Source organism: Belliella aquatica (genome assembly GCF_014637795.1).
In the GTDB taxonomy this organism is placed as follows: domain Bacteria; phylum Bacteroidota; class Bacteroidia; order Cytophagales; family Cyclobacteriaceae; genus Belliella; species Belliella aquatica.
The window spans coordinates 81,081-105,938 of sequence record NZ_BMFD01000008.1 but is presented as its reverse complement, the minus strand read 5'-3'; the positions used below and the strand labels follow the sequence as shown (position 1 = coordinate 105,938).

33 protein-coding genes are annotated in these 24,858 nt (G+C 35.5%); 31 read left to right on the top strand and 2 right to left on the bottom strand.

Features of this window, described 5'->3' with window-relative positions; all coding sequences use genetic code 11:
* From rplN to eno, 21 genes are all read left to right on the top strand, one after another.
* Positions 1-369: a 50S ribosomal protein L14 gene (gene rplN / locus IEV57_RS12405; RefSeq protein WP_009053184.1), complete on the top strand. Its 369-nt coding sequence runs from the start codon at positions 1-3 to the stop codon at positions 367-369.
* A 2-nt stretch (positions 370-371) separates the two neighbouring features.
* A complete protein-coding gene (rplX, locus tag IEV57_RS12400; RefSeq protein ID WP_188443302.1) occupies positions 372-716 on the top strand; it encodes a 50S ribosomal protein L24 in 345 nt (114 codons plus the stop codon).
* The gene (rplE, locus tag IEV57_RS12395) at positions 709-1,269 is read left to right on the top strand and encodes a 50S ribosomal protein L5 (RefSeq protein ID WP_188443300.1); all 561 of its coding nucleotides are present in this window, start codon (positions 709-711) and stop codon (positions 1,267-1,269) included. The genes rplX and rplE overlap by 8 nt, the downstream gene beginning before the upstream one ends.
* A 2-nt stretch (positions 1,270-1,271) precedes the next feature.
* Positions 1,272-1,541 (top strand): 30S ribosomal protein S14, encoded by a 270-nt coding sequence (rpsN, locus tag IEV57_RS12390; RefSeq protein WP_009034204.1) that lies wholly within the window; start codon positions 1,272-1,274, stop codon positions 1,539-1,541.
* 83 nt (positions 1,542-1,624) lie between these two features.
* A complete protein-coding gene (gene rpsH, locus IEV57_RS12385; protein ID WP_188443298.1) occupies positions 1,625-2,020 on the top strand; it encodes a 30S ribosomal protein S8 in 396 nt (131 codons plus the stop codon).
* Between the two features lie 9 nt (positions 2,021-2,029).
* Positions 2,030-2,587, top strand: a complete 558-nt coding sequence (gene rplF / locus IEV57_RS12380; RefSeq protein ID WP_188443296.1) for a 50S ribosomal protein L6 — start codon at positions 2,030-2,032, stop codon at positions 2,585-2,587.
* A gap of 5 nt (positions 2,588-2,592) precedes the next feature.
* Complete coding sequence (rplR, locus tag IEV57_RS12375; RefSeq protein ID WP_262916533.1) at positions 2,593-2,940, top strand: 50S ribosomal protein L18; 348 nt, start codon at positions 2,593-2,595, stop codon at positions 2,938-2,940.
* An 8-nt stretch (positions 2,941-2,948) separates the two neighbouring features.
* On the top strand, positions 2,949-3,467 hold the full coding sequence (rpsE, locus tag IEV57_RS12370; RefSeq protein WP_188443294.1) for a 30S ribosomal protein S5: 519 nt from the start codon (positions 2,949-2,951) through the stop codon (positions 3,465-3,467).
* Positions 3,468-3,471: 4 nt separating this feature from the next.
* Positions 3,472-3,651, top strand: coding sequence for a 50S ribosomal protein L30 (gene rpmD, locus IEV57_RS12365; RefSeq protein WP_014772310.1), 180 nt, complete (start codon positions 3,472-3,474; stop codon positions 3,649-3,651).
* 2 nt (positions 3,652-3,653) lie between these two features.
* Positions 3,654-4,100 (top strand): 50S ribosomal protein L15, encoded by a 447-nt coding sequence (gene rplO, locus IEV57_RS12360; protein ID WP_188443292.1) that lies wholly within the window; start codon positions 3,654-3,656, stop codon positions 4,098-4,100.
* Between the two features lie 3 nt (positions 4,101-4,103).
* The gene (gene secY, locus IEV57_RS12355; protein WP_188443290.1) at positions 4,104-5,426 is read left to right on the top strand and encodes a preprotein translocase subunit SecY; all 1,323 of its coding nucleotides are present in this window, start codon (positions 4,104-4,106) and stop codon (positions 5,424-5,426) included.
* Entirely contained in the window at positions 5,423-6,196 is a 774-nt protein-coding gene (gene map, locus IEV57_RS12350) for a type I methionyl aminopeptidase (RefSeq protein ID WP_188443288.1), read from the top strand. The genes secY and map overlap by 4 nt, the downstream gene beginning before the upstream one ends.
* Before the next feature lie 2 nt (positions 6,197-6,198).
* Positions 6,199-6,417 (top strand): translation initiation factor IF-1, encoded by a 219-nt coding sequence (infA, locus tag IEV57_RS12345; RefSeq protein WP_009034195.1) that lies wholly within the window; start codon positions 6,199-6,201, stop codon positions 6,415-6,417.
* A gap of 6 nt (positions 6,418-6,423) precedes the next feature.
* Entirely contained in the window at positions 6,424-6,540 is a 117-nt protein-coding gene (rpmJ, locus tag IEV57_RS12340; RefSeq protein WP_113924123.1) for a 50S ribosomal protein L36, read from the top strand.
* Between the two features lie 5 nt (positions 6,541-6,545).
* A complete protein-coding gene (gene rpsM / locus IEV57_RS12335) occupies positions 6,546-6,923 on the top strand; it encodes a 30S ribosomal protein S13 (RefSeq protein ID WP_014772315.1) in 378 nt (125 codons plus the stop codon).
* A 15-nt stretch (positions 6,924-6,938) separates the two neighbouring features.
* Complete coding sequence (rpsK, locus tag IEV57_RS12330; protein WP_014772316.1) at positions 6,939-7,337, top strand: 30S ribosomal protein S11; 399 nt, start codon at positions 6,939-6,941, stop codon at positions 7,335-7,337.
* 20 nt (positions 7,338-7,357) lie between these two features.
* Positions 7,358-7,963, top strand: coding sequence for a 30S ribosomal protein S4 (rpsD, locus tag IEV57_RS12325; protein ID WP_188443286.1), 606 nt, complete (start codon positions 7,358-7,360; stop codon positions 7,961-7,963).
* Positions 7,964-7,994: 31 nt separating this feature from the next.
* A complete protein-coding gene (locus IEV57_RS12320; protein ID WP_188443278.1) occupies positions 7,995-8,984 on the top strand; it encodes a DNA-directed RNA polymerase subunit alpha in 990 nt (329 codons plus the stop codon).
* A 5-nt stretch (positions 8,985-8,989) separates the two neighbouring features.
* Positions 8,990-9,493, top strand: coding sequence for a 50S ribosomal protein L17 (gene rplQ / locus IEV57_RS12315; protein ID WP_188443277.1), 504 nt, complete (start codon positions 8,990-8,992; stop codon positions 9,491-9,493).
* A gap of 124 nt (positions 9,494-9,617) precedes the next feature.
* The gene (gene carA, locus IEV57_RS12310) at positions 9,618-10,715 is read left to right on the top strand and encodes a glutamine-hydrolyzing carbamoyl-phosphate synthase small subunit (protein ID WP_188443275.1); all 1,098 of its coding nucleotides are present in this window, start codon (positions 9,618-9,620) and stop codon (positions 10,713-10,715) included.
* Positions 10,716-10,740: 25 nt separating this feature from the next.
* Positions 10,741-12,018: a phosphopyruvate hydratase gene (eno, locus tag IEV57_RS12305; protein WP_188443266.1), complete on the top strand. Its 1,278-nt coding sequence runs from the start codon at positions 10,741-10,743 to the stop codon at positions 12,016-12,018.
* A gap of 130 nt (positions 12,019-12,148) precedes the next feature.
* Here eno and IEV57_RS12300 read toward each other — a convergent pair whose 3' ends face one another.
* Positions 12,149-12,358 (bottom strand): hypothetical protein, encoded by a 210-nt coding sequence (locus tag IEV57_RS12300; RefSeq protein ID WP_188443264.1) that lies wholly within the window; start codon positions 12,356-12,358, stop codon positions 12,149-12,151.
* Between the two features lie 284 nt (positions 12,359-12,642).
* Between IEV57_RS12300 and IEV57_RS12295 the strand changes: the two genes are divergently transcribed.
* Together IEV57_RS12295 and IEV57_RS12290 are read left to right on the top strand one after the other, a co-directional pair.
* Positions 12,643-14,097 (top strand): MBOAT family O-acyltransferase, encoded by a 1,455-nt coding sequence (locus IEV57_RS12295; protein ID WP_188443261.1) that lies wholly within the window; start codon positions 12,643-12,645, stop codon positions 14,095-14,097.
* Between the two features lie 10 nt (positions 14,098-14,107).
* Positions 14,108-14,989: a hypothetical protein gene (locus tag IEV57_RS12290; RefSeq protein ID WP_188443259.1), complete on the top strand. Its 882-nt coding sequence runs from the start codon at positions 14,108-14,110 to the stop codon at positions 14,987-14,989.
* A gap of 77 nt (positions 14,990-15,066) precedes the next feature.
* Here IEV57_RS12290 and IEV57_RS12285 read toward each other — a convergent pair whose 3' ends face one another.
* Positions 15,067-16,563: a trypsin-like peptidase domain-containing protein gene (locus IEV57_RS12285; RefSeq protein WP_188443258.1), complete on the bottom strand. Its 1,497-nt coding sequence runs from the start codon at positions 16,561-16,563 to the stop codon at positions 15,067-15,069.
* Positions 16,564-16,904: 341 nt separating this feature from the next.
* Here IEV57_RS12285 and IEV57_RS12280 point away from each other — a divergent pair, with 341 nt between their 5' ends.
* From IEV57_RS12280 to IEV57_RS12245, 8 genes are all read left to right on the top strand, one after another.
* Positions 16,905-19,403, top strand: coding sequence for a mechanosensitive ion channel domain-containing protein (locus IEV57_RS12280; RefSeq protein ID WP_188443256.1), 2,499 nt, complete (start codon positions 16,905-16,907; stop codon positions 19,401-19,403).
* Positions 19,404-19,547: 144 nt separating this feature from the next.
* Positions 19,548-20,351: an alpha/beta fold hydrolase gene (locus IEV57_RS12275; RefSeq protein ID WP_188443254.1), complete on the top strand. Its 804-nt coding sequence runs from the start codon at positions 19,548-19,550 to the stop codon at positions 20,349-20,351.
* A 102-nt stretch (positions 20,352-20,453) separates the two neighbouring features.
* Positions 20,454-20,903 (top strand): MarR family winged helix-turn-helix transcriptional regulator, encoded by a 450-nt coding sequence (locus IEV57_RS12270; protein ID WP_188443252.1) that lies wholly within the window; start codon positions 20,454-20,456, stop codon positions 20,901-20,903.
* A gap of 81 nt (positions 20,904-20,984) precedes the next feature.
* Entirely contained in the window at positions 20,985-21,503 is a 519-nt protein-coding gene (locus IEV57_RS12265; RefSeq protein ID WP_188443250.1) for a YceI family protein, read from the top strand.
* An 86-nt stretch (positions 21,504-21,589) separates the two neighbouring features.
* Complete coding sequence (locus IEV57_RS12260; RefSeq protein ID WP_188443248.1) at positions 21,590-22,540, top strand: ring-cleaving dioxygenase; 951 nt, start codon at positions 21,590-21,592, stop codon at positions 22,538-22,540.
* Complete coding sequence (locus IEV57_RS12255) at positions 22,533-23,147, top strand: alpha/beta hydrolase (RefSeq protein ID WP_188443246.1); 615 nt, start codon at positions 22,533-22,535, stop codon at positions 23,145-23,147. Before IEV57_RS12260 ends, IEV57_RS12255 begins: the two co-directional genes overlap by 8 nt.
* 287 nt (positions 23,148-23,434) lie before the next feature.
* The gene (locus tag IEV57_RS12250) at positions 23,435-23,635 is read left to right on the top strand and encodes a hypothetical protein (RefSeq protein WP_188443244.1); all 201 of its coding nucleotides are present in this window, start codon (positions 23,435-23,437) and stop codon (positions 23,633-23,635) included.
* Positions 23,636-23,709: 74 nt separating this feature from the next.
* On the top strand, positions 23,710-24,858 hold the full coding sequence (locus tag IEV57_RS12245) for a DUF4221 family protein (protein WP_188443242.1): 1,149 nt from the start codon (positions 23,710-23,712) through the stop codon (positions 24,856-24,858).

Sequence of the window (24,858 nt, the reverse complement as noted above, 5' to 3'; positions counted from 1 at the left end):
ATGGTACAACAAGAATCCAGACTAAGCGTAGCGGATAATTCAGGTGCTAAAGAAGTGCTTGTGATTCGCGTATTGGGAGGAACCAAGAAAAGATATGCTTCTATCGGGGATAAGGTTGTAGTGACTGTTAAATCCGCACTTTCTTCTAGTAACATGAAAAAAGGTACCGTTTCTAAAGCGGTCATCGTGAGAACAAAGAAAGAAATTAGAAGAAAAGACGGTTCTTATATCCGATTTGAAGATAATGCTGCTGTACTCCTTAACAACAACGACGAACCTCGAGGAACTCGGATCTTCGGTCCTGTCGCGAGAGAATTGAGAGAGAAGCAGTTTATGAAAATTGTATCTTTGGCCCCAGAAGTATTGTAATCATGGAAAGAAAATTCAATAAACAACCCAAGTTACACATCAGAACTGGTGATACTGTTAAAGTATTAGCTGGTGATGATAAAGGTAATACAGGTAAAGTACTTTCTGTAAACCTTGAAAAAAGGAGAGCAGTAGTAGAAGGTATAAATACTGTTACAAAACACGTAAAGCCAACTGCTACTAATCCACAAGGTGGAATTGAAAAGAGAGAGGCAGCTGTACATATTAGTAACCTTATGTTGGTAGATCCTAAATCAGGTGAAGCTACCAGAATCGGTAGAAAACAAGGTGAAAACGGAAAATTAGTTAGATATTCTAAGAAAACTGGGGAGGTGATCAATGGCTAATCCTAGAATGAAAGACAAGTATCTTACTGAAATTGCTCCAGCATTAAAGGAGAAATTCCAGTATAAGTCAACAATGCAAGTACCTAAATTGACCAAAATTGTGTTGAACAAAGGTATCGGTGCTGCTGTTGCTGACAAGAAATTAGTAGATCAAGGCGTTGAAGAACTTTCTTTGATCACAGGACAAAGAGCTGTTGCGACAAAGGCAAAGAATTCTATCTCTAACTTTAAGTTGAGAGAGGAAATGCCTATCGGAGCTAAAGTTACTTTGAGAGGTGATAGAATGTACGAATTCCTTGATAGATTAGCTACTGTAGCTCTTCCTCGAGTAAGAGATTTTAAAGGTATCAGTGATAAAGGTTTTGATGGAAGAGGTAATTACACGCTTGGGGTTACTGAGCAAATTATTTTCCCAGAAATCAGCATTGAAAAAGTAAACAGAATCTCTGGTATGGACATCACTTTTGTGACTACTGCAGAGACAGATGAAGAAAGCTTATCTTTGTTGAAAGCTTTTGGAATGCCTTTTATCAACAAAAATAATCCTGAATAATTATGGCAAGAGAATCATTAAAAGCTCGTGAGAGAAAAAGAGAACGTCTTGTAGCCAAGTACGCTAAAAAAAGAGCAGAATTGAAAGCTGCTGGTGATTACGAAGGCTTGGATAAGTTACCTAAAAATTCTTCTCCTGTCAGACTTCATAATAGATGTAAATTGACAGGTCGTCCAAAAGGTTACATGAGAAAATTTGGTATCAACAGAGTAACTTTCAGAGAAATGGCTTCTGCTGGAAAGATTCCTGGTGTTACTAAGTCAAGCTGGTAAAAATCGGACAAAAGTTTTTATTCTTAAAATCATTGTGTAACTTTGCACGCCCGAAACGGGTGTGCAGTTAGACTTATATAAATATGACTGATCCAATAGCTGATTATTTGACCAGATTGAGAAACGCCATCAAGGCATCTCACAGAATCGTTGAGATTCCCGCTTCTAACATGAAAAAAGAGCTTACTAAAGTTCTTCATGATAAAGGTTATATTCAAAATTACAAATTTGAAGAAGAAGGTCCTCAGGGATCTATCAAAATTGCTTTGAAATATAATCCTGCTACGAAGCAGAATGCAATAGTAAGTCTTGCTAGAGTTAGCAAGCCTGGTCTAAGAAAATATGTTAAACATGACGAACTTCCTAGAGTAATCAACGGTCTAGGTATTGCCATCATGTCTACTTCGAAAGGTGTAATGACCGATAAAGAGGCCCGTACTGAAGGTATAGGCGGAGAAGTACTTTGTTACGTTTATTAATTAACCGTTATGTCTAGAATAGGTAAAAAACCAATAAATCTACCAGCGGGTGTTACTGTAGACGTGTCAGCACACAATGTTGTCACTGTTAAAGGTCCCAAAGGTACGCTAACTCAGGATGTGAATCCCGATATTACCGTTGCGGTTGAAGGTAATCAAATTGTAGTGACAAGACCTACTGAATCAAAGAGACACAAATCTCTACATGGTTTATATAGATCATTGTTAAACAATATGGTTATCGGTGTTTCCGATGGTTACAAGAAAGAATTAGAATTGGTCGGTGTAGGTTATAAAGCTACAAACCAAGGACAAATCCTTGAATTGGCACTAGGTTACTCGCACAACATTTTCTTTGCTCTTCCTGATTCAATTTCATTGAAAACAGAAACTCCAAAAGGTAAGAACCCTTTGGTGACTTTGGAAGGTATTGATAAGGAATTGATTGGACAAGTAGCAGCAAAAATCAAATCACTACGTAAAGTAGAGCCTTACAAAGGTAAAGGTGTACGTTTCGTTGGTGAGATTGTAAGACGTAAAGCTGGTAAAACCGCAGGTAAAAAATAATTAAGATGGCTTTTAATAAGAATTCAAGAAGACTTAGAATCAAGAAAAGTATCCGTAGAAAAATCAATGGAACAGATTCTAGACCTCGTTTGTCAGTATTTAAAAGCAATACTGGTATATACGCTCAATTAGTTGATGATCTTAAGGGTCATACTCTTGCGCAAGCCTCTTCCAAAGAACTTGGTGCTAAAAACAATACTATTTCTGTTTCAAAAGAGGTAGGTATGAAATTGGCAGAGAGAGCTGTTGCTAATGGTGTTGCTTCTGTGGTTTTTGACAGAAGTGGTTATTTATATCATGGTAATGTTAAAGCTCTTGCCGATGGTGCAAGGGAAGGTGGCCTTAAATTTTAATAGATATTATGTCTCAAGTTAAAAGAAAACCCATAAGGGCAACAGATACAGAACTAAAAGAGAAAGTAGTTGCTATCAACCGTGTTGCTAAGGTAGTAAAAGGTGGTAGAAGATTTTCCTTTTCTGCTATCGTTGTAGTAGGTGATAGCAATGGAGTTGTTGGATACGGATTAGGTAAAGCTAATGAAGTAACTGATGCAATTACTAAAGGTATCGAAGACGCAAAGAAAAATCTTGTTCGTGTTCCAATTCTAAAAGGGACTATCCCTCACGAGCAACTTGGTAAATATGGTGGAGGTTTCGTATTGATCAAGCCAGCGGCTCCAGGTACTGGGGTTATTGCAGGTGGTGCAATGCGTGCTGTTCTCGAAAGTGCTGGTGTAACAGACGTTTTAGCTAAATCTAAAGGTTCATCTAATCCTCACAATGTTGTCAAAGCTACAATAGATGCTTTGACTCAGTTGAGAGATGCGATAACCGTTTCTCAGCAAAGAGGAGTAAAAATGTCAAAAGTTTTTAACGGTTAAGGATATGGCTAAGATTAAAGTAACGCAAGTAAGAAGCATTATCAAAAGACCTAAAGATCAAAAGGCGACAATCGTTGCTTTAGGTTTGGGTAGAATCAATAGAACTGTGGAAGTTGAAAACACGCCACAGATTGCTGGAATGGTAAGAAAAGTAAGTCACCTTGTAAAAGTGGAGGAAGCTTAATCATGAAATTACATACATTAAAACCTGCTGAAGGTTCTGTTAAAAATAGAAAGAGGATTGGTCGTGGTACTGGTTCTGGTAGAGGTGGTACTTCTACTAGAGGTCACAAAGGGGCTAAATCTAGATCTGGTTATAAATCTAAATTAGGATTTGAAGGTGGTCAAATGCCTCTTCAAAGAAGAGTACCTAAATTTGGTTTCAAAAGTCTAAATAGAATAGAGTGTAAACCAATCAACCTAGCTGCATTGCAGGAGTTGTCAGAAAAATACAGTTTAGATACTGTTTCTTTTGATGTTTTGGTTGAGCATGGATTAGTTTCTAAGAAAGATGTTGTAAAAGTCCTAGGTAGGGGCGAACTTACAGCGAAATTAAATGTAAGTGCTCACTATTTCTCTGCTTCCGCTGTTGAGGCAATTGAAAAAGTTGGCGGAACAGTTAACAAGATTTAATAAATGAAAAAGTTTATCTCAACAGTTAAGAATATCTTTTCTATTGAAGATCTAAGAATCCGTATCTGGAATACAATCGGATTTCTGGTTGTATTCAGGTTAGGTTCTTTTATCGTATTACCTGGTGTTGATCCGTCCAAATTGGATGATGCACCAGAAGGGATTTTCGGTTTGATAGATACATTCCTTGGTGGAGCGTTTAGTAATGCCTCTATCTTTGGTTTGGGAATTATGCCTTATATATCTGCTTCCATTGTGTTGCAATTATTAACTGTTGGTGTACCTTATTTTCAAAAATTACAAAAGGAAGGTGAGTCTGGTAGAAAAAGAATCAACCAGATTACGCGAGTATTAACTATTGCAATCACTGTTGCGCAAGGTATTGGCTATATTACTGCTACTATTTTACCAACAGGTGCTGTGATGGTGAGTACAACACTCTTCATGTTCAGTTCGCTTGTTTTGCTATCTGCAGGTACTATGTTCTGTATGTGGCTTGGTGAGAAAATTACCGAAAAGGGTATTGGTAATGGTATTTCCATGCTTATCATGATTGGTATCATTTCTAGATTCCCTGGAGCAATAATAGCTGAAGGGTTGTCTAAGGGAACTTCGGGTTTGTTATTATTAATAATTGAAGCCGCAGTATTATTCTTCGTTGTTTATGGAGTTGTTGCTCTTACAGAGGCTACCAGAAGGATACCTGTTCAATATGCTAAGCAAGTAGTAGGTGGTAAGGTTTATGGTGGTCAGAGACAATATATACCTATAAAGGTCAATGCCTCTGGTGTTATGCCAATTATCTTCGCACAATCATTGATGTTTCTGCCTGCACTTATTGCTCAGATTTGGTCAAGTGAGAATGATATTGCCAATTACATTGGCGCTACTTTCTCTGATTTCACATCATGGCAGTACAACCTAGTATTTGCACTCATGATTATTCTATTCACTTTCTTTTATACTGCGATTACAGTTAATCCTGAGCAGATATCAGAGGACTTGAAAAGAAATGGTGGTTTCGTTCCTGGCATAAAGCCTGGTGCTCCGACATCAGAATTTATTGATAATATCATTTCTAGAATTACGCTTCCTGGCTCTGTGCTTTTAGCATTAGTAGCTATTTTACCAGCCTTTGCTATAATAGCTGGTGTTGGTGGAGAGTTTGCCCAATTCTATGGTGGTACTTCATTACTAATTATGGTAGGGGTTATCATGGATACATTGAGACAGATTGAAAGTTATTTGTTAATGAGACATTACGAAGGAATGATGAAAAGTGGGAATATGAAAAATGATCCTTCTAATTACGCTCCTGCAATATGATTCAATACAAGACTTCTGAGGAAGTTCAGTTAATAAAAGAAAGTGCTCAAATATTAGGCAAAGCCCATGGGGAAGTTGCCAAACATGTAAAAGTAGGTGTTCAAACCTCTTTTCTTGATAAAATTGCGGAGGAGTTTATAAGGGATCATCATGGTGTTCCTTCCTTCAAAGGATATAATGGTTTTCCAGCTTCACTTTGTATTTCAGTAAATGAAGTGGTGGTACATGGTTTTCCGAGTAATTATATATTGAAAGATGGCGATATAATCTCAGTAGATTGTGGAGTCTTTCACCAAGGTTTTCATAGCGATTGCGCTTATACTTACCCTGTCGGTGAAGTTTCTTCAGATATTTTATCATTACTCAAGGCTACTAAGGAGTCGTTGTATCTTGGGATTGAGAAAGCAACTTTCGGAAATCGTGTTGGCGACATAGGTCATGCGATTCAAAAGTATGTTGAATCCAAAGGTTATACTGTGGTAAGGGAGTTGGTTGGTCATGGTTTAGGTAAGCACCTCCATGAATCTCCAGAAGTTCCTAATTATGGTAAAAGAGGTAGTGGTCCACTTCTTAATGAAGGCTTGGTTATCGCTATAGAGCCTATGGTTAATCTTGGTACCAGAAATATTGTTCAGGAAAGAGATGGTTGGACAATTAGAACAGCTGATAAAAAAGCATCAGCGCATTATGAGCATACTGTAGCCATTTTCAAGGATAGAACCGAGATTCTGACTACACATCAGTATATAGAAGATAATTATAAATTCTAAATATGGCTAAACAGACATCTATTGAACAAGATGGGACTATAGTAGAAGCATTGTCCAATGCAATGTTTAAAGTGGAACTTGAGAATGGGCATCAGTTAATTGCTCATATTTCGGGAAAAATGAGAATGAATTACATTAAGATCCTTCCAGGAGATAAAGTGAAGTTAGAGCTTTCTCCTTACGATCTTTCTAAAGGTAGAATTGTTTATCGATACAAATAAACTGTCATGAAAGTAAAGACATCAATCAAGAAAAGAAGTGTTGACTGTAAAGTGATCAGAAGAAACGGAAAGCTTTACGTGATCAACAAGAAAAATCCTAAGTTTAAACAAAGACAAGGTTAATAATTATGGCAAGAATTGCAGGAGTTGACATTCCAGACAACAAGCGAGGAGAAATCGGCCTTACTTATATTTTCGGTATAGGTAGAAGTGCAGCTAAAGCTATCCTAGAGAAAGCAGGCATTTCCTTTGACAAGAAAGCGGGTGAGTGGGACGATGAAGAATCTACCGCTATTAGAAATATTATTGCTGAAGAATACAGAACAGAAGGTGTTTTGAAATCTGAGATCCAGCTTAATATAAAAAGATTAATGGATATTGGTTGTTATAGAGGTCTTAGACATAGAAAAGGTCTTCCTTTGAGAGGTCAGAAGACTAAAAATAACGCCAGAACAAGAAAAGGTAAGAGAAAGACTGTTGCTAACAAAAAGAAAGCAACTAAATAAATCTTGATTTAGATTATGGCTCAGAAAAGAAACGATAAAGCTAAAGGTAAAAAAAGAGTAGTTAAAGTCGAAGCGGTAGGTCAAGTACATATCAAAGCTTCTTTTAACAATATCATCATCTCTATTACCAATAATTCTGGACAGGTGATCTCTTGGGCTTCTGCCGGTAAAATGGGATTCAGAGGTTCTAAGAAGAATACACCTTATGCAGCACAAATGGCAGCGCAAAATTGCGGTCAGGTAGCATATGATTTAGGATTGAGAAAAATTGAGGTTTTTGTAAAAGGTCCTGGTGCAGGTAGAGAATCTGCTATTAGAACTTTACAAAATGTAGGTCTTGATGTGACTACGATTATTGATGTGACTCCACTTCCGCACAACGGTTGTCGTCCTCCGAAACGTAGAAGAGTTTAATTCATTAAAGAAGATATAGAATGGCTAGATATAGAGGTCCAAAGGCAAAGATTGCTAGAAAATTCGGTGAGCCTATTGAAGGACAAAGCAAGGCACTTCAAAAGAAAAACTACCCTCCAGGACAACATGGTAGAGGTAGAAGAAAAAAGCAGTCTGAATATGCTATTCAGCTTGCTGAAAAACAAAAAGCGAAATACATCTACGGTATTTTGGAAAGACAATTCTCCAAAATGTTTGATATTGCTTCTAGAAAACAAGGTATCACTGGTGAAAACCTTTTACAATTGTTAGAAGCAAGATTAGACAATGTGGTTTACAGATTAGGTATTGCTCCTACAAGAAGAGCTGCTAGACAGCTTACATCTCACAAGCATATCCTTGTAAATGGTGAATTGGTAAATATTCCATCATATTCTTTAAAACCTGGTGATGTTGTATCGGTTAGAGAGAGATCTAAATCTCTTGAAGCGATCACTGCTAGTTTAGCAGGTAAAGGTACAGCGCGTTATTCATGGTTAGAGTGGGATAACACTTCATTAGCAGGTAAGTTCGTAAGCATTCCAGTTAGAGATGATATTCCTGAGAATATCAAAGAACAACTGATTGTCGAGCTTTACTCTAAGTAATATTAATTCAGACTTAAAAAGAACTATTGATATGTCCATACTAGCATTTCAAATGCCCGAAAAAGTGGTGATGGAAAAGGCGGATGATTTTCACGGCCTATTTACCTTCAAGCCACTTGAAAAAGGCTATGGGGTCACCATTGGTAATGCCTTGAGGAGAATTTTGTTATCTTCTCTTGAGGGTTATGCCATCACATCTGTGAAACTTCCAGGGGTGGTTCATGAATTTTCCACGCTCGAAGGAGTTGTAGAAGATGTTACTGATATAATTCTTAACCTAAAGCAGGTTAGATTTAAAAAAGTACATGAAGCTATCGACGGTAAAATAACCGTAGAAGTTAAAAATCAGTCTGTTTTCACTGCTGGAGATATCGCGAAATTTACTTCCTCTTTCGAGGTTTTGAATCCCGATTTGGTGATTTGCCACTTGGATGAGTCAAAAAGTCTAGAAGTTGAACTTTCAGTAGAAAAAGGTAGAGGATATTTACCTGCTGAAGAGTCCAAACCAAAAGAGCAAGTTTTTGGTGTTATCCCAATTGATGCGATTTTTACACCAATTAAAAATGTAAAATATAGCATTGAAAATACAAGGGTTGAACAAAAAACTGACTTTGAAAAATTGATTCTTGAAGTTACAACAGATGGTTCTATCCATCCGGAAAAGGCACTTCAAGAGTCTGCAAAGATTCTTATTCAGCATTTTATGTTGTTTTCAGATCAGACAATGGTACTTGACTCTACTGGAGTTTCAGAACCTGAGCCTATTGATGAAGAATTCCTTCACATGAGAAAGTTGTTGAAAACTTCTCTCGGTGATTTGGATCTGTCAGTGAGAGCATTCAATTGCTTAAAAGCTGCAGACGTAAAGACGCTAGGTGATCTTGCCAAATTAGAAATTTCTGACATGATGAAATTTAGAAATTTTGGTAAAAAATCTCTTGCTGAATTGGAGCAATTAATCCAAGAAAAAGGTTTGACCTTCGGAATGGATTTATCTAAGTATAAACTTGATGAAGAGTAAATAAAATGAGACACGGTAAGAAATTTAACCACCTTGGAAGGACAGCAAGTCATAGAAAAGCAATGCTTTCTAACATGGCTTCCTCACTAATTCTTCACAAGCGTATTTCTACAACGCTTGCAAAGGCTAAGGAATTGAGAAAATATGTAGAGCCTCTTATCTCTAGAGCTAAGGAAGATACTACACACAACAGAAGAATTGTATTTTCATACCTACAAAGCAAAGATTCTATCAAGACTCTTTTTGGTGAAGTAGTGGAGAAAGTTGCAACTAGACCTGGAGGGTATACTAGAATTATTAAAACTGGTAATCGTCTTGGTGATAATGCTGAAATGTGTATCATCGAATTAGTTGATTTCAATGAATTGATGTTGAAAGATGCTAAACCTGCTAAGAAAACTACTAGAAGAAGTAGAAGAGGTTCTGGTTCTGCTGCTACTGAAACAGTTGCTAAAACTGGGGAATCAGCTACAGAAGATGAAAAGAAAGATGATAACGCTGCAGAATAATATGTTGCGATGATCTTAATATAAGGGGATTGGACTTTTGTTCAATCCCTTTTTTTATATCGTTTCCCTTATAAGAAAAATTATCTTCAGAAATTTCTTAAATTTGACAAATCTTCTAGTTAAAATGAACAAACAAAAAGCAACACTCCTTCTTGCTGACGGAACTATTTTCCGCGGTACTTTAATCGGAAAGCCAGGTACTAATGGTGGCGAGATATGTTTCAATACAGGTATGACAGGATATCAAGAAATCTATACCGATCCTTCGTATACTGGTCAAATTGTAGTTACTACCACCTCACATATTGGTAACTATGGTGTGATTGATGAAGAAGTCGAATCTGATTCACCAACTGTAGCCGGAATAGTAGTTAATTCTTTTTCAAATGTTTACAGTAGAGTTGATGCCGATAGCTCACTCCAAGACTATTTAGTAAATCATAATATCACTGGTATTGCTGATATAGATACTAGAATGTTGGTGAGACACCTTCGTTCTAAGGGGGCTATGAATGCCATTATCAGCTCCGAATTTGAGGATGATTTAGCAGGTCTTAAAGGTCAGTTGAATCTTGTTCCTGATATGAATGGTTTAGAACTTTCTTCTAAAGTTTGTACTAAAGAACCTTACTTTTTTGGAGATGAAAACGCTCCATTGAAGGTAGCATGTATGGATTTTGGAATAAAGAAAAATATCTTGAGAAATCTCGCCGATAGAGGAGTTTATTGTAAAGTGTTTCCTGCTAAAACTTCTTTTGGTGAAATTCAAGAATGGAATCCCAATGGATATTTTTTATCTAATGGGCCCGGTGATCCTGCTGTAATGGATTATGCTGTAAAGACTACAAAAGAAATTTTAGATTCTGGTAAACCTGTATTTGGGATTTGTTTAGGACATCAAATACTTGCAGAAGCATGTGGTGTCTCTACCTACAAAATGCATCATGGACATAGAGGTTTGAATCACCCAATAAAAAATATTTTAACAGGAATGAGCGAAATCACTTCTCAAAACCATGGATTTGTTGTGAAACGAGAGGATGTAGAGAATAATGATCAGCTTGAAATTACGCATATTCACCTCAATGATGGGACAATTGCAGGGATCAAACTAAAAAACAAACCTGCATTCTCTGTGCAATATCATCCAGAATCATCTCCAGGACCTCATGATTCGAGGTATTTATTTGATGATTTTGTATCTTTAATGAACAAAAACTAAAACCTATTTAAACCATTTAAAAATTATGACATTAATTCAATCAATCCACGCAAGACAGATTTTAGACTCAAGAGGTAATCCAACTTTAGAAGTAGATGTGTTTACTGAAAATGGAGCTTTTGGAAGGGCTGCGGTACCTAGTGGTGCATCGACGGGCGTCAATGAAGCAGTAGAACTTCGTGATGGAGATAAATCAAAGTACCTTGGAAAAGGTGTATTAAAGGCTATTTCTAATGTTAATGATGTCATAGCTCCAGAATTACTAGGACTAGATGTCTTTGAGCAAAACCTTATAGATCATATCATGATTGATCTTGATGGGACTCCTAATAAAAGTAAATTGGGTGCTAATGCCATCCTTGGTGTTTCTTTGGCAGTAGCTAAAGCAGCAGCTATGGAAGCTGGTCAGCCTCTATATAGATACATAGGCGGTGTAAATGCAAATACGCTTCCTGTACCAATGATGAATATCATCAACGGTGGTTCTCACTCAGATGCTCCTATCGCATTTCAAGAATTTATGATAAGACCTGTTGGTGCTGAGACATTCTCGGAAGCAATTAGAATGGGTGCTGAGATTTTTCATCATTTGAAAAAGATTCTACATGACAAAGGTCTAAGTACTGCAGTAGGTGATGAAGGTGGTTTTGCTCCAAATTTCTCCGGAGGAACTGAAGAAGCTTTAGCTTGTATCCTTGAAGCTATTGATAAGGCAGGTTACAAAGCAGGTGAAGAAATCACTATTGCTTTGGATTGTGCGGCTTCAGAGTTTTTCAAAGATGGTCAATATGACTACAAAAAGTTTGAGGGGGAATCAGGTAAAATCAGATCTAGAGAAGAGCAAGTTGCTTATTTGGCAGAGCTTACTGAAAAATATCCAATAGATTCTATTGAAGATGGTTTTGCAGAAGAGGATTGGCAAGGTTGGGCTATGCTAACCGCTAAGATTGGAGACAAAGTACAATTGGTTGGTGACGACTTGTTTGTGACAAATGTTAAATTCCTTCAAAGAGGAATTGAAGAGAAATCTGCAAATTCTATTTTGATCAAGGTGAATCAAATTGGTACCTTGACAGAGACTTTGAATGCAATATCTCTTGCACATAAAGCTGGCTTTACCGCTGTGATGTCACATAGATCAGGTGAAACAGAAGACTCAACAATTGCTGATTTGGCTGTGGCAGTGAACTGTGGACAGATTAAAACTGGTTCTGCTTCTAGATCAGATAGAATGGCAAAATACAATCAATTGCTAAGAATCGAAGAGCAACTAGGCGAAACAGCATATTTCCCAAAGAAATAAGTATATTCTAATTTAATAAATTTAAAAAAGCAGCTTTCGAGCTGCTTTTTTTTGTCACTTTCAATAAAGAGTTCAGACTTAGTAGTCAAACTAGGGCTGAATAAATTACAATTGGATAATTGAAGTTTTACTATTCAACAAAGATATCTGCAATATCTTCTCTTGTCTCTGATTCATTGTTTTCTGAGTAAGCGCCATTCTTTAGATGTTCTTGATAGATTTGAGAATCTATGCAAAACATCCCTCTTCCAGGAAAGTAAAATACTGAGTCTCCAACTTTAATAGCCTTTTTTGTTTGAAGGCAAATACCCTTCTGTTTGGATTCGATAAATTTTCCCATGAGTGATTTTAATTATAAACTACCTTAATATAAGAATCTAAATCTACATTAGAAACATATATTTTATATAGTTTGTATCAGTGTGGCTTCCGTGGTGTCAAATATTTATAACATATTGATAAGTAGTTTGTTATACCGATTCTTTTTTAAGTCGTTTGGCCATTGAATTTTAAGTGATTTCGTATGTTTTAAATTTATTTTTTTATCGATTGACATTTTTAATATGTTTGTGAGTTAGTCAGTATATTTATTTTCTTTAAAAAAGATAATTCACGATTTCAATCATGCTCTTCAACTCTCTTGATTTTGCTGTTTTTTTGCCTATCGTATTTTTTTTATACTGGTTTGTTTTTAAAAATAATTTAAGATCCCAAAATCTCTTAATCGTTGTAGTTAGCTATGTGTTTTATGGTTGGTGGGATTGGAGGTTTTTAGCTCTGATTGCCTTCAGCACACTTATTGATTTTTTAATAGGAATAGAATTAGGGAAGGAAGGAGATAAATTAAAAAGACGGGGGTTGCTGATTGTTAGTGTATTAGTTAATATAGGGTTTTTAGGGTTTTTCAAATATTACAACTTCTTTCTTGATAATTTTACAGCAGCCTTTTCAATCGCAGGGATGCCTATTCAGGTCAATTCTCTGAATATTATTCTTCCTGTTGGTATTAGCTTTTACACTTTTCAGACGCTAAGTTATTCTATTGATGTGTACAGAAGAAAGTTGGAACCTACTCGGGATTGGATATCCTTTACTGCTTTCGTTAGCTTTTTTCCACAACTTATGGCAGGCCCAATAGAGCGAGCTACCAATCTTTTGCCCCAGTTTTATAAGAAAAGAGTTTTTGACTCTTCATTGGCTATAGATGGTTTGAGACAAATATTGTGGGGCTTGTTTAAGAAAATGGTGATCGCAGATAATTGTGCTGAATATGCCAATTTAATTTTTAATAATTCATCAGAATATTCAGGAAGCATGTTGGTATTAGGAGCATTCTTTTTTGCATTTCAGATTTATGGAGATTTCTCTGGTTATTCAGATATTGCCATTGGTACATCAAGATTGTTTGGTTTCAGTTTAATGCAAAATTTTGCATTTCCTTACTTCTCTCGAGATATTGCAGAGTTTTGGCGAAGATGGCACATGTCACTGACGACTTGGTTTAGAGATTATGTCTACATCCCATTGGGAGGAAGTAGGGGAAGTCTGTATGGAAAAATAAGAAATACATTTATTATCTTCCTTGTGAGCGGATTTTGGCATGGTGCCAACTGGACTTTCATAGTCTGGGGAGCATTGAATGCACTTTATTTTCTTCCATCTTTGATCTCGGGTAAAAACAGAAAAAATCTAAATGTACCAGCAGAAGGAAGTCGATTGCCAAGTTTCAAAGAAACAGTCTCCATATTGAGCACTTTTATGTTGACAGTATTCGCTTGGATCTTTTTTAGAGCAGAAAATATGACTCATGCTATGAGTTATATCGGAGGGATGTTTTCTGAAGACTTATTTTCAATTCCAAATTTCACTAATTTGAAAGGAGCCGTTACGTTATTGGTTCTGATTGCTGGATTTATCATCATAGAATGGAAAGGTAGAGGGGGGCAATATGCAATTTCAAAATTTGGGATCAAGAGAAGCAGGGTGTTTAGGTGGTCTATGTATTTATTGATCATTCTTGCGATAGATATTTTTGGAAATACGTCTGAAGAAATTGAGTTTATTTATTTCCAATTTTAAACGGATAACTATGAAGTCATTTTTGAATAAATTATCGTTTTTTTTTATTATACTATTGATCCTCAATGTGTTATTGTTTTTTTTAATTAAAGCTTTTTATATCAAAGATTATGAAGATGTTGATCTTGAGTTTTCCTCTTTTCTTTTAGCAGATTCACATGGTGTTCCAATTGGAGACTTTTCAGAAAAATACGATGTGCATAATTTTTCTGGTCAAAGTGACTCTTATCTTGATATGGAAAGAAAGCTCAAATATTTGATTAGAAACTCAAAAGTGTCTACTATTTACATAAGTGTGGATGACCATACACTCTCTCCAACAAGGGAAAATCAGAATAATTTGGATCGCTCAGCATTTTACACATCAAAAGAAGATTATTCAAACTATTTTGATTTTATCAATGATAAGTATCTAAAATATTACTTGATTTTTTTGAATGATCGATACAGTTTGGTTATAAAAAATTTCATTCAAGAAGAATTGTTTACTTTTTCTAAATGGGGTGGGAGAATTTCAAGAAAACAGTGGGAAGACTTACCTATTGAAGTTCAAAAGGAGAAGAGTAGATCGAGATTTAAAAATTATTTTGAAAAGCCAATTGCTTCTGAGAAGATGATTACAGCACTTCAGCGAATCATTTCAACATGCAAATCAAATAATATTAAATTGATTGGTGTGAGATTTCCAGTATCCAAAGTGTATTTTGCTATGTTAGAAAAAAATAGTTATCATGCCGATAGCTTATTTTTAAAGAATAATATATTAGTTTTTGATTTTGATAACCGATTAATAGAGGTGGATTCCCTCTTTCGGGATATGGATCATTTGGACAGAGAAGGTGGTGAGGTTTTTTCAAACATATTATTTGATAGCTTAAAAAACACACTTTAATGCTCTAGCAATTAAGCTAAAAAAAGACTGATCTATTGACCAGTCTTTTTCAAACAACTCAAACACTAAATTACGTTTTATTCTATGCTTACTTCGAAGTAGTATTCTTGTCCGTTAGGATATATCCCAAGAATTACTATTTCTTCACCTCGATTCTCTTCGAGGATTTGGATAACTTCGTTGGCACTATTTATTCTAAATCTTCCGTCACGACCAAGAATTGATGTGATAATAAAACCTGCTCTTGCTCCCGATTCTGCCCATACCTCATTCTCTACAGAAACGATAGTAACCCCACCTTGGATATTCAATCTGTCTTTAATATTAGGTTTCACATCTTCAAACGTGACACCACTAAAGCTAGCGACAACTGGCACTTCTTTCTTTACAATTTTAGTGTCTCCCGAAAGATTTTTTAATGTAGCCTTTGCTTCGATCTCTTTTCCATCTCTTAGGAATTTGATGTCTACCTGATCTCCTGGTCTTTTTCTAGCTACCATTTCCTGTAGTGTCGCTACAGAGTTTGTGGTAACTCCGTCAACACCAACAATAATATCACCTTCTTGAAGTCCTGCTTCTTTTCCACCACTTCCTTCATTAACTCCATTGATGTAAACTCCCTGCGAAACTTTAATATCAAGTTTAAGTTGATCTATCAATTCTGGTGAGACGTCAACGATTGTTACGCCAAGTAAGCCCCTTTGAACAGCTCCGTATTCTAACAGGTCATCCACAACCTTATTCACAATAGAACTTGGTACAGCGAACGCATAGCCGTTGAAAGTTCCTGTTCTTGATGCGATTGCCGTATTGATTCCTATCAACTCACCTGCAAGATTCACTAATGCGCCTCCTGAATTACCAGGATTGACCACTGCATCTGTTTGAAGGAATGATTCTATAGAAAGGTTGTTTTCAGCAGAGCGTAAGATCCCAATATTTCTAGCTTTTGCACTAATAATTCCAGCAGTTACCGTGGAAGTTAAATCAAACGGGTTACCTACTGCAAGGACCCATTCTCCGATTTTAGTCTGATCAGAATTACCAAATTTAACAAATGGCAATCCATCGGCCTCGATTTTGAGAAGTGCCAAATCAGTAGTTGGATCTGTTCCAATAACTCTTGCTGTATATCTTGTATTATTCTCGAGAGAGATCTCGACTTTTGTCGCATTTTCGATCACATGGTTGTTTGTAACGATGTATCCATCTTTTGAGATTATTACTCCAGACCCAGAGCTTCTTGCTTCCCTTGGCATTTGATTTCTATCGGGGGATCTAAAACCGAATAATTCTTCTAGTGGATCTGCTCCTCTTTGCCTTTGGCTTACAGTTACTGAACTTTTGACATGCACGACAGCGGGAGTTACCAATTGTGCTGCTGCGACAAAATTAATACCATCAGGGACAGTAAATTTGTCATCCGATAGCCAATTGACAAAACTTGTGTCTTGTTTCTCAGAGAAACTTGTGGCGGTGTTTTGATTCGCAAGGTAACTAGCTCCAGCTAATGCAACCACGCCACCTATCAAGGAGGCTAAGATAATACCGAGGAAAAATTGCTTTCTATTCATTTCATCTTGAGTTTAAGTTCTTATTTGTTGTCACGAAATTTACAGTGATCAGTTATCAAAAATCAAGCTTCATGATCATATATATCCTGCTTTTTAACATGGTTTAACAGAATTGCTTATTTTATTTCACTTTACACCTAGATAACAAATATTTTCAGTTTCAGTTTACAAAACACAGCTTTTAAAGATCGAAATGTTGAGGGAATTCAATTTATTTGTTTCAAACAAATTCTTTAATTCTCTTCCTAGATTAATATACATATTTCAATGAGCTTAATTTCGCTTAAGATTTTTGATTTTAAGATGTATATTGAGTTTGTTTTGAAAATGATGATTAAAATATGAAATTCTACGGAATATTTGTCACAATATTATTTTTAGTGTTCTCTGCCCCAGCGAATTATTCAGAAGCTCAAGGTTTGGATACTTTGTTAAAGGTTTCTGATGAAATAAATCCTCAAGAAGAAATCAAAGAGGAAAAGCCGTCTTTAGAGGGAAGTATCCGTAAAGGTCAAGAATATACAATTCAGCTGAATAGAATGAATTTCACTTTGAGTAAAGAATTGGATACTCTTGAAATCATGGAGGGAATTCCATTGGCAGAACTTTTAAGCGGAGTGGTAAGAGAGAGGCTCAATGATGGAAACTCCAAAATAAGTATTCGCTATATAAATGAATTAGATATTTTGCTGAGAAATATCCGTGCTCAGGTAGAAATCGCAGAAAAAAAGGTCACTTTAAGAACAGAAGAATTGGTTCTTGTGCGAGATCAATTGCAAGAAATTAAAGATGATCAGATCTTTCGATTAGATGTGAGAGATCCTTCAATCTTAAGAGAGTATCAAACAGCCATCTCGCAGCTAAGGGAGCAAGTCGAAAAAACGGAAGAATTGCTTAGTGAACAAAGAGTGTTTACAGCGTATTATCAATCGAGAATCTCAAGAATGATGATTAACATTTCTGAACTCTCAGAGGAGATTGATATTGAAAAAAGAAAAGCTGAAAAGGCATTGCTTTCAAAAGATATGTCTTATCCATGGGAAGCAAAAAACTACGACTCCTCCCTTAATTTGAGTGGTGTTTTTTTTGATTCTCTTAAGCTTAATGAGGTGATTTTTTCGCGATATGTAAAAAACAATCAGAGCTTATGTGTTTTTTTAAGTGTGGTCTTCTTCCTTTTTTACTTTTGGGTCAGGAACATTTTAAAGGTAATTAAATCTCAGAAAGAATTCTCAAAAATTATTCTAGACAGAGCAAGGTATGTTCCGAGTAATGCATTCTTAAGTGTGATTGTTATTTTCCTCCCTCTATTTCCATTTATTTTTTCAAATCCACCAATTTCCTTTCTTACCGTCTTGAACTGGATAATTGTGGTAGCTGTGACGGTTCTGTTGTACGGAAAATTCCCCAAATCATTATTCAGAACTTGGCTCGCATTTGCATTTATGTTTTTGATTTATACTGTAAGTAACCTATATCGAGACATCAATTATTCTGAAAGATATTACCTTTTGGTCCTTAGTGTTTTTGGTATTTATTTGGCAATACGGATAGTGAAGTTTCAAAATAAAAATCCAGATGTGCTCCCTACATTCATTGAGGTTTTAGTGAAATTTTACATTGCCATGCAAGGTTTGTCTATTCTTGCAAATATTTTCGGGAGGTTTACACTTAGCAAATTACTTGGAGTCGCTTCAACGATGAGTTTTGCACAAGCTGTTGGTCTATATTTATTTGTTTTAATCATCATGGAGGTGATCTATCTTCAAATAGAAGTAGGTAGAAAAAAAGAAACTGATTTTACCTCCTATATAGATTTCCATGGCATCCAAAAGCGAATAAAAAAGATTTTTTATGGAATAGCAGTGCTTATTTGGACTTACTATTTCCTTGACAATTTATCTCTTCTAGATATTTTCTTGGATAAAAGTCGGGTGTTTCTTACCTCAGAAAGATCATTGATCAACTCTTCATTCACATTTGGAAATATATTAATATTCTTTTTAGTCGTTTATGTATCTAGCATTCTAGCAAATAACATTGCCTACTTTGCTTCGATCAAAGATCAACAAAAAGGTGAGTCTAGAGATAAGAGGTTAGGATCTTCTATTCTTTTAATTAGACTTGGTGTTCTTTCAGTTGGGTTTTTATTGGCTGTTGGAGCATCAGGAATAGGTTTTGATAAAATTGCGATTATACTTGGTGCACTTTCTTTGGGGATTGGTTTTGGTCTTCAAACCATTGTGAACAATCTTGTATCGGGTGTTATTCTTGCTTTTGAAAAACCTATCCAAATTGGTGATGCCATAGAAGTGGGTGGAAGATCAGGGACGGTAAAAGATGTCGGCATAAGGTCAAGTAAAATTCAAGCCTATGATGGGTCAGAAATTATTATTCCAAATGGTGATTTGTTATCTCAACATTTAATCAATTGGACACTATCTGACCAAAAAAGGCGGGTAGAATTGATTATTGGAGTGAGTTATGGTTCTGATATGGATTTGGTTTCAGATATCTTGACAAAACAAATAGAGCTTGAAGAGATCATGAAAAATCCTCCGCCAAAGGTGTTTTTGCAGAGTTTTGCTGATAGCGCGGTTGAGTTTAGGGTTTTGTTTTGGGTAGAGAATTTTGATTTGTGGATTGATATCCGGAATACTGTGATGCGTGGGATATTTAAATCATTTAAAGAAAATGGAATTGAGATTCCTTTCCCACAGCGAGACTTGCATTTGAAAGAATTTCCAAATGTCCTTCATGAAAAAGTTAAATCAATAGAAGAATTGGAGGAGTTTGAAAAAGGGAAGACGAATAAAGGTACAGGAGGTCCGACAGAGTGATTTATGACATCTTCTGAATAGAGAGTTTTTGGTAAAAATGGGGATAGTTCAATAATTCTTCTTGATGCTTTATCTTAATTTAAAGATGTGACGTAAATGAAAGAAGAGAGATTTTAATTTTTCAGTTTCATTAAATTCAAAGCCATGCCTAGTATCATTATCAACAACATAGAATTACACTACATTAAGGAAGGGTCTGGAAGTGAAGTGATCGTTTTTTCTCATGGACTATTATGGAGTCATAAAATGTTCGCTGATCAAGTGAATTTTTTAAAAAAGAGCTTCATTGTAATTGCTTACGATCATAGAGGCCAAGGGAGCTCAGAAAAAAATTCAGTTCCATTTGATTTGGACACCTTGACATTAGATGCACTACAACTTATTGATAATCTTGCAGGAAAGCCTGTTCATTTTGTTGGTTTGTCAATGGGTGGATTTATTGGGATGCGTTTAGCAGCACGGTATCCAGAGAAAATTAAAAGTTTGATTTTATTGGAGACTTCAGCAAATACTGAACCCGTAGAAAATCTACCCAAATATAAAATGCTGAATGGAATTGTAGGATTGTTTGGAGTCGTTCCACCAGTAGCAAATTCGGTTATGAAAATCATGTTTGCACAATCTTGGCTTGAAAATAAAGAGAACGATGGTCTTATTAAAAAATGGAGAAAGGAATTGCGATCAAATAAAAGGTCAATTACTAAATCTGTTGAGGCTGTCATTTATCGTAAAGGGGTTGAGGAGGAGATTCGAGCAATCAATTGCCCTACCATGATTGTAGTAGGTGATGAGGATGTGGCAACCAAACCCGAAAAAGCAAAGTTTATCCAAATGTCCATTCCTAACGCAAGTCTTCACATCGTCCAAGGAGCAGGTCACAGCAGCAGTATAGAAAAGCCCGAACAAATTAATAAGCTTCTTCTAGAATGGCTTAGCCAATTCAAATAAAATAACGGTCACCAATAAGTTTTTTTAAAAATATGTTGATTCTTCTAAACCTTTTCGTACATTTGTATGTATATACATTTAATACAAATACAATAAATACAAATGAGAATAGAAGAAGCAATTAAGCAAAAGGAATTTAAAGATCCATTTAACAAAGTGGTCGTGAATTTGCTCTATACAAGTAGTTACATTGTTTCTAATCAAAGCTCTTTGTTCAAGCCGCTTGCCTTGTCGCCCGAACAATACAATGTGTTAAGAATTCTTCGTGGTCAAAATGGTAAACCAATAACGGTTTCCTCGATACAGGACAGAATGTTGAATAAAATGTCAAATGCTTCTCGTCTGGTAGAAAAGTTAAAGCAAAAAGATTTCGTTGTAAGAGAAGAGTGTCCTAGTGATCGAAGACAGGTAGATATTATGATTACAGATAAGGGTTTAGCAATCTTAAAGGAGTTAGAATCGGCTGTTTATGATTTTAATAAGCAAATTGTTCATCTTTCAGAGGAAGAAACAATACAACTTAACACGCTGTTAGATAAATTAAGAGGTTAAATTTTTTTACCTTCATTAATGTATAGACATTCAATGTTAAAACAATAAATAACTATTAAAAACAAATCAAAATTTAAAATTATGAGCACTACAGCAACAAAATGGGCAATTGACCCAACACATTCAGAAGTATCTTTTAAAGTAAAACACTTAGTGATTTCCACTGTGACTGGTTACTTCAGAAAATTTGAAGGTTCTGCAGAATCTTCTTCTGAAGACTTCCAAGGAGCAAAAGTATCTTTCTCAGCAGACATCGACAGTATAGATACTAACCAAGCGGATAGAGATGGGCACTTAAAGTCTGATGATTTCTTCAATGCAGCTCAGTATCCTAAATTGTCTTTTTCAGGAATCATCGAAGGTGATAAGTTGAAAGGTGATTTGTCTATCAGAGAAGTAACGAAAGCAGTTGAATTGGATGTTGATTTTGGTGGAGTAGCAGGTGATCCTTATGGTCAAACAAAAGCAGGATTTGAAATTGAAGGTAAAATCAGCAGAAAAGATTTTAACTTGAAGTGGAATGCAATAACAGAAGCTGGTTCAGTGGTGGTATCTGATGCAGTTAGAATCATCTTGAGTATTCAGTTGGTAAAGCAGTAATTTCTATTATTAGGAACAAATAATATCGAGGCTGAAGGTGTTAAAACTTTCAGCCTCTTATAAAAAAACAATAAAATTTCAAGATCATGTCAGCACTTATCACAGGTATTCATCACATCACGGCTATCGCGGGAAATGCGCAAAAAAATGTGGATTTCTATACAGGAATCCTTGGGTTAAGATTGGTGAAAAAGACAATCAACTTCGATGCTCCCGATGTTTATCATTTTTACTTTGGAGATGAACTTGGTACGCCGGGTACTGTATTTACTACTTTTCCCTTTGATGGAGCTAAGAAAGGAACCAAGGGAACTGGTGAAATGACGTACACTGCCTTTTCGATATCCAAAGCTTCTTTGCAGTATTGGGTGGATAGACTTCAAAAATACAGAGTTCCTACGTCTGATATTTTAACCAGATTTGGTGAAAAATTAATTCGATTCGAAGACCATGATGGGATGGGGATTGAATTAATAGCCAACGATAATGATGAAAGAAAAGGATGGACTTATGGTTTTATTCCTGCTGAACATGTGATTAAAGGTTTTTACGGAGCGACCCTCAACCTCAAAGCAAAAGAGCTTACAGAAAAGTTGCTCACCCAATTTATGAATTATCAATTCATAGCTGAGGAAGAAGGTCGATACCGATATGGAACCGCAGGTAAGCCTGGAGATATCGTAGATATAGTCTTGGACAAAAACGGACGTCAGGGAGTTCAAAGTGCTGGAACAGTTCATCACATTGCATTCAGGACAGCCAATACCCAAACACAGTTAGAAATTCAGAAAATCTTAATGAACAATGGTTATCAGGTAACGGAAGTGAAAGATAGAAACTATTTCAAATCCATTTACTTTAGAGAGCCGGGAGGAGTTTTGTTTGAAATCGCAACCGATGAACCTGGTTTTGCTATTGATGAAGATGAAGCGCATTTGGGAGAGTTGCTCAAATTACCTGATTGGGCTGAGCAGCATCGAGACAAAATCGAGCCTAAATTAGCTAAAGTTCAACTAAACGTAGAGAAATATGTCTGATACCAAAAGAGTAGGAAAGTCGTTTGATGACGCGAAGAAAGTCGCTATTATGATTCATGGGAGAGGAGTTTCTGCTGAAAGTATAATCAGCTTGAAGGATTATCTCAACTTAGAAGATTTTGCAATTCTAGCACCTCAGGCTCCCAACAACACTTGGTATCCTTATAGCTTTATGGCTCCTGATCATAGCAACGAGCCTTCTTTAACCCAAGCAATTCAAATAATAGACGAGCTTGTCAAAGAAGCCAAAGAAAATGGCTTTACTTCTGATCAAATTTATTTCATTGGATTCTCACAAGGTGCTTGTCTTTCTCTGGAATATGCTGCTAGAAATGCAAATAAATATGGAGGAGTGATTGCCTTTACTGGTGGATTAATTGGAGAAGTATTAGATACAGAAAAGTATTCAGGAAAATTCTTAGGTACTCCAATCTTTATTGGCTCAAGTCACAAGGATATGCACGTTCCTTTGACAAGGATCCAAGATTCTGCTGAGGTATTTGAATTGATGGGTGCAGCAACCAAGACTCTGATTTTCCAAGACACCAATCATACCATCAGAGAGGAAGAAATTGATTGGGTTAATAACAATATTTTGAAAAAATGATGATAGTTTGTTTCTAATAATTAATCAAAAAAGCTGGCAATTTGCCAGCTTTTTTATTTTTTCAGAATTTTAATTCTTAATTTATAAAATAAATCACTCCATCTTAAAGTTGCTTGAAAATAGAGTTAATATTAGAAATAATATAATATTTTTTTATTTATATATCAATATTTGATTTTATTAAGTTTGCGATTATCTATTATTATTATTATTGAGCAAATCAAATATAGTTTGATTAGGCTTTTGCCCTGTCTGCATATTGCTAAGGGTATAAATTTCTATATAATATGCGTAAATTAATTATGTTTTCATTTGGGCTCATGTCATTAGTTGCTTTTACAACTTTTAGCCCAGAAGCTTCTCAGGCATCTTCAAGTGACTGTATGTGGAGTGATGAGTTTTTTAGCTGTGATCCTACATTTGTAGACGGTCATTGTGCCCTTGATGATGGTTGTAAACCAATAATTGTCACAGGTTCAGGTAATTAAAATATAATACCACCGAACTGCAAGGTCAGGTTCGGTGGTATTATTTCTCATGGTTATATTCAACTCAATAAAAAATGTTTAAAATTCATTATTTATTTTTCACCTTAAGTTTATTCCTCGTATTTGCTTGTAAAAATGAAACGGTAGAAGATTTAGATATTCTTAATTACAGATCTGAGGTAATAGCGTTACCAATTGATTATTCAATCTTTCCAAGCACTTTTGCGATGCAGTATTTTGACAGCAGATTATATTGGATGAATCGAGATCGAAGGACAATTCATCAGCTTGATTTTAAGGAAAAGAAATTCAAACTGTTTTTAAAGTATCAGGAAGAAGGGCCAGATGGACTAGGAAGTCCTTTAGGATTTTATTTACATAATTTAGATTCAATTTTCTTTCCAACAGGATTCAAATTGTCTTTAATTAATCAAAATGCTAAGGTTCAAAATGTGTATGATTTTTCAGGTTTTGATTTATTGGGTCCTTTAACTTCGCAATCAAGATATACTAATCAACTTGTTAATCTGTCCAATGGAATTTTATTAAGTCTTAATCCAGGACTAGTATCTAAAAATTTGTTGAATAAAGATTTTTTAAATCGTTATTATCCTTTTTTAGTTTTCAATCCACGAAATGAACAAATAAAAATTCTAAATTTTAAATTTGACCCTTTTTTATTTAATAATGGACCTAATTTAATAGGAAGTAGTTTCTCAGGAAGTGGAGATGAATTATTTGTACTAACTAGATATAATAATATTTTACATAAATATGATGTTCAAAAAGACATAGTAAGTTTACATACATTAGAATCTAATCTTGTCAAAAATTTTTCGGACAGTTATTTTAAATCTGAGCCTAGAAACAATTCAGCTAATGAGAACCTTAGATTAATGTATAAATATGCATCAAACATTGGCTTATTGCATGATCCATATAGAAATTTGGTTTATAGAATGGGTTGGAAAGGAGATGATTTAGAAAGAAATCTGAACATTATGAAATTCTCTGAATTTTTACCTCAATTTGTGGTAAGTGTATACGATTCAGAAACATTAAAGCTGTTGGTGGAATTCGATTTACCGAAAAATAAATACTTAGCACATCATTATTTTGTTAGTGAAGATGGGTTGAATTTGTTTTTGAATCACCCGGATGATCCTAATTCCAAGGAGGATGAAATTAGAATAGAAGTATTTGATTTCTCGAAATTGAAATAA

Bases quoted from the DNA above. Each gene is read 5' to 3' on its own strand.
- rplR (WP_262916533.1), top strand. From the start codon at position 2,593: ATGGCTTTTAATAAGAATTCAAGAAGACTTAGAATCAAGAAAAGTATC.
- rplO (WP_188443292.1), top strand. From the start codon at position 3,654: ATGAAATTACATACATTAAAACCTGCTGAAGGTTCTGTTAAAAATAGA.
- IEV57_RS12250 (WP_188443244.1), top strand. From the start codon at position 23,435: ATGCGTAAATTAATTATGTTTTCATTTGGGCTCATGTCATTAGTTGCT.
- IEV57_RS12290 (WP_188443259.1), top strand. From the start codon at position 14,108: ATGAAGTCATTTTTGAATAAATTATCGTTTTTTTTTATTATACTATTG.
- IEV57_RS12260 (WP_188443248.1), top strand. From the start codon at position 21,590: ATGTCAGCACTTATCACAGGTATTCATCACATCACGGCTATCGCGGGA.
- IEV57_RS12320 (WP_188443278.1), top strand. From the start codon at position 7,995: ATGTCCATACTAGCATTTCAAATGCCCGAAAAAGTGGTGATGGAAAAG.
- rplN (WP_009053184.1), top strand. From the start codon at position 1: ATGGTACAACAAGAATCCAGACTAAGCGTAGCGGATAATTCAGGTGCT.
- rplF (WP_188443296.1), top strand. From the start codon at position 2,030: ATGTCTAGAATAGGTAAAAAACCAATAAATCTACCAGCGGGTGTTACT.
- IEV57_RS12255 (WP_188443246.1), top strand. From the start codon at position 22,533: ATGTCTGATACCAAAAGAGTAGGAAAGTCGTTTGATGACGCGAAGAAA.
- rpsE (WP_188443294.1), top strand. From the start codon at position 2,949: ATGTCTCAAGTTAAAAGAAAACCCATAAGGGCAACAGATACAGAACTA.
- IEV57_RS12245 (WP_188443242.1), top strand. From the start codon at position 23,710: ATGTTTAAAATTCATTATTTATTTTTCACCTTAAGTTTATTCCTCGTA.
- IEV57_RS12280 (WP_188443256.1), top strand. From the start codon at position 16,905: ATGAAATTCTACGGAATATTTGTCACAATATTATTTTTAGTGTTCTCT.
- eno (WP_188443266.1), top strand. From the start codon at position 10,741: ATGACATTAATTCAATCAATCCACGCAAGACAGATTTTAGACTCAAGA.
- rpsM (WP_014772315.1), top strand. From the start codon at position 6,546: ATGGCAAGAATTGCAGGAGTTGACATTCCAGACAACAAGCGAGGAGAA.
- rpsK (WP_014772316.1), top strand. From the start codon at position 6,939: ATGGCTCAGAAAAGAAACGATAAAGCTAAAGGTAAAAAAAGAGTAGTT.
- carA (WP_188443275.1), top strand. From the start codon at position 9,618: ATGAACAAACAAAAAGCAACACTCCTTCTTGCTGACGGAACTATTTTC.
- rplX (WP_188443302.1), top strand. From the start codon at position 372: ATGGAAAGAAAATTCAATAAACAACCCAAGTTACACATCAGAACTGGT.
- rplE (WP_188443300.1), top strand. From the start codon at position 709: ATGGCTAATCCTAGAATGAAAGACAAGTATCTTACTGAAATTGCTCCA.
- rpmD (WP_014772310.1), top strand. From the start codon at position 3,472: ATGGCTAAGATTAAAGTAACGCAAGTAAGAAGCATTATCAAAAGACCT.
- secY (WP_188443290.1), top strand. From the start codon at position 4,104: ATGAAAAAGTTTATCTCAACAGTTAAGAATATCTTTTCTATTGAAGAT.
- IEV57_RS12285 (WP_188443258.1), bottom strand. From the start codon at position 16,563: ATGAATAGAAAGCAATTTTTCCTCGGTATTATCTTAGCCTCCTTGATA.
- rplQ (WP_188443277.1), top strand. From the start codon at position 8,990: ATGAGACACGGTAAGAAATTTAACCACCTTGGAAGGACAGCAAGTCAT.
- IEV57_RS12295 (WP_188443261.1), top strand. From the start codon at position 12,643: ATGCTCTTCAACTCTCTTGATTTTGCTGTTTTTTTGCCTATCGTATTT.
- IEV57_RS12300 (WP_188443264.1), bottom strand. From the start codon at position 12,358: ATGGGAAAATTTATCGAATCCAAACAGAAGGGTATTTGCCTTCAAACA.
- rpsN (WP_009034204.1), top strand. From the start codon at position 1,272: ATGGCAAGAGAATCATTAAAAGCTCGTGAGAGAAAAAGAGAACGTCTT.
- IEV57_RS12275 (WP_188443254.1), top strand. From the start codon at position 19,548: ATGCCTAGTATCATTATCAACAACATAGAATTACACTACATTAAGGAA.
- map (WP_188443288.1), top strand. From the start codon at position 5,423: ATGATTCAATACAAGACTTCTGAGGAAGTTCAGTTAATAAAAGAAAGT.
- rpmJ (WP_113924123.1), top strand. From the start codon at position 6,424: ATGAAAGTAAAGACATCAATCAAGAAAAGAAGTGTTGACTGTAAAGTG.
- rpsD (WP_188443286.1), top strand. From the start codon at position 7,358: ATGGCTAGATATAGAGGTCCAAAGGCAAAGATTGCTAGAAAATTCGGT.
- IEV57_RS12265 (WP_188443250.1), top strand. From the start codon at position 20,985: ATGAGCACTACAGCAACAAAATGGGCAATTGACCCAACACATTCAGAA.
- rpsH (WP_188443298.1), top strand. From the start codon at position 1,625: ATGACTGATCCAATAGCTGATTATTTGACCAGATTGAGAAACGCCATC.
- infA (WP_009034195.1), top strand. From the start codon at position 6,199: ATGGCTAAACAGACATCTATTGAACAAGATGGGACTATAGTAGAAGCA.
- IEV57_RS12270 (WP_188443252.1), top strand. From the start codon at position 20,454: ATGAGAATAGAAGAAGCAATTAAGCAAAAGGAATTTAAAGATCCATTT.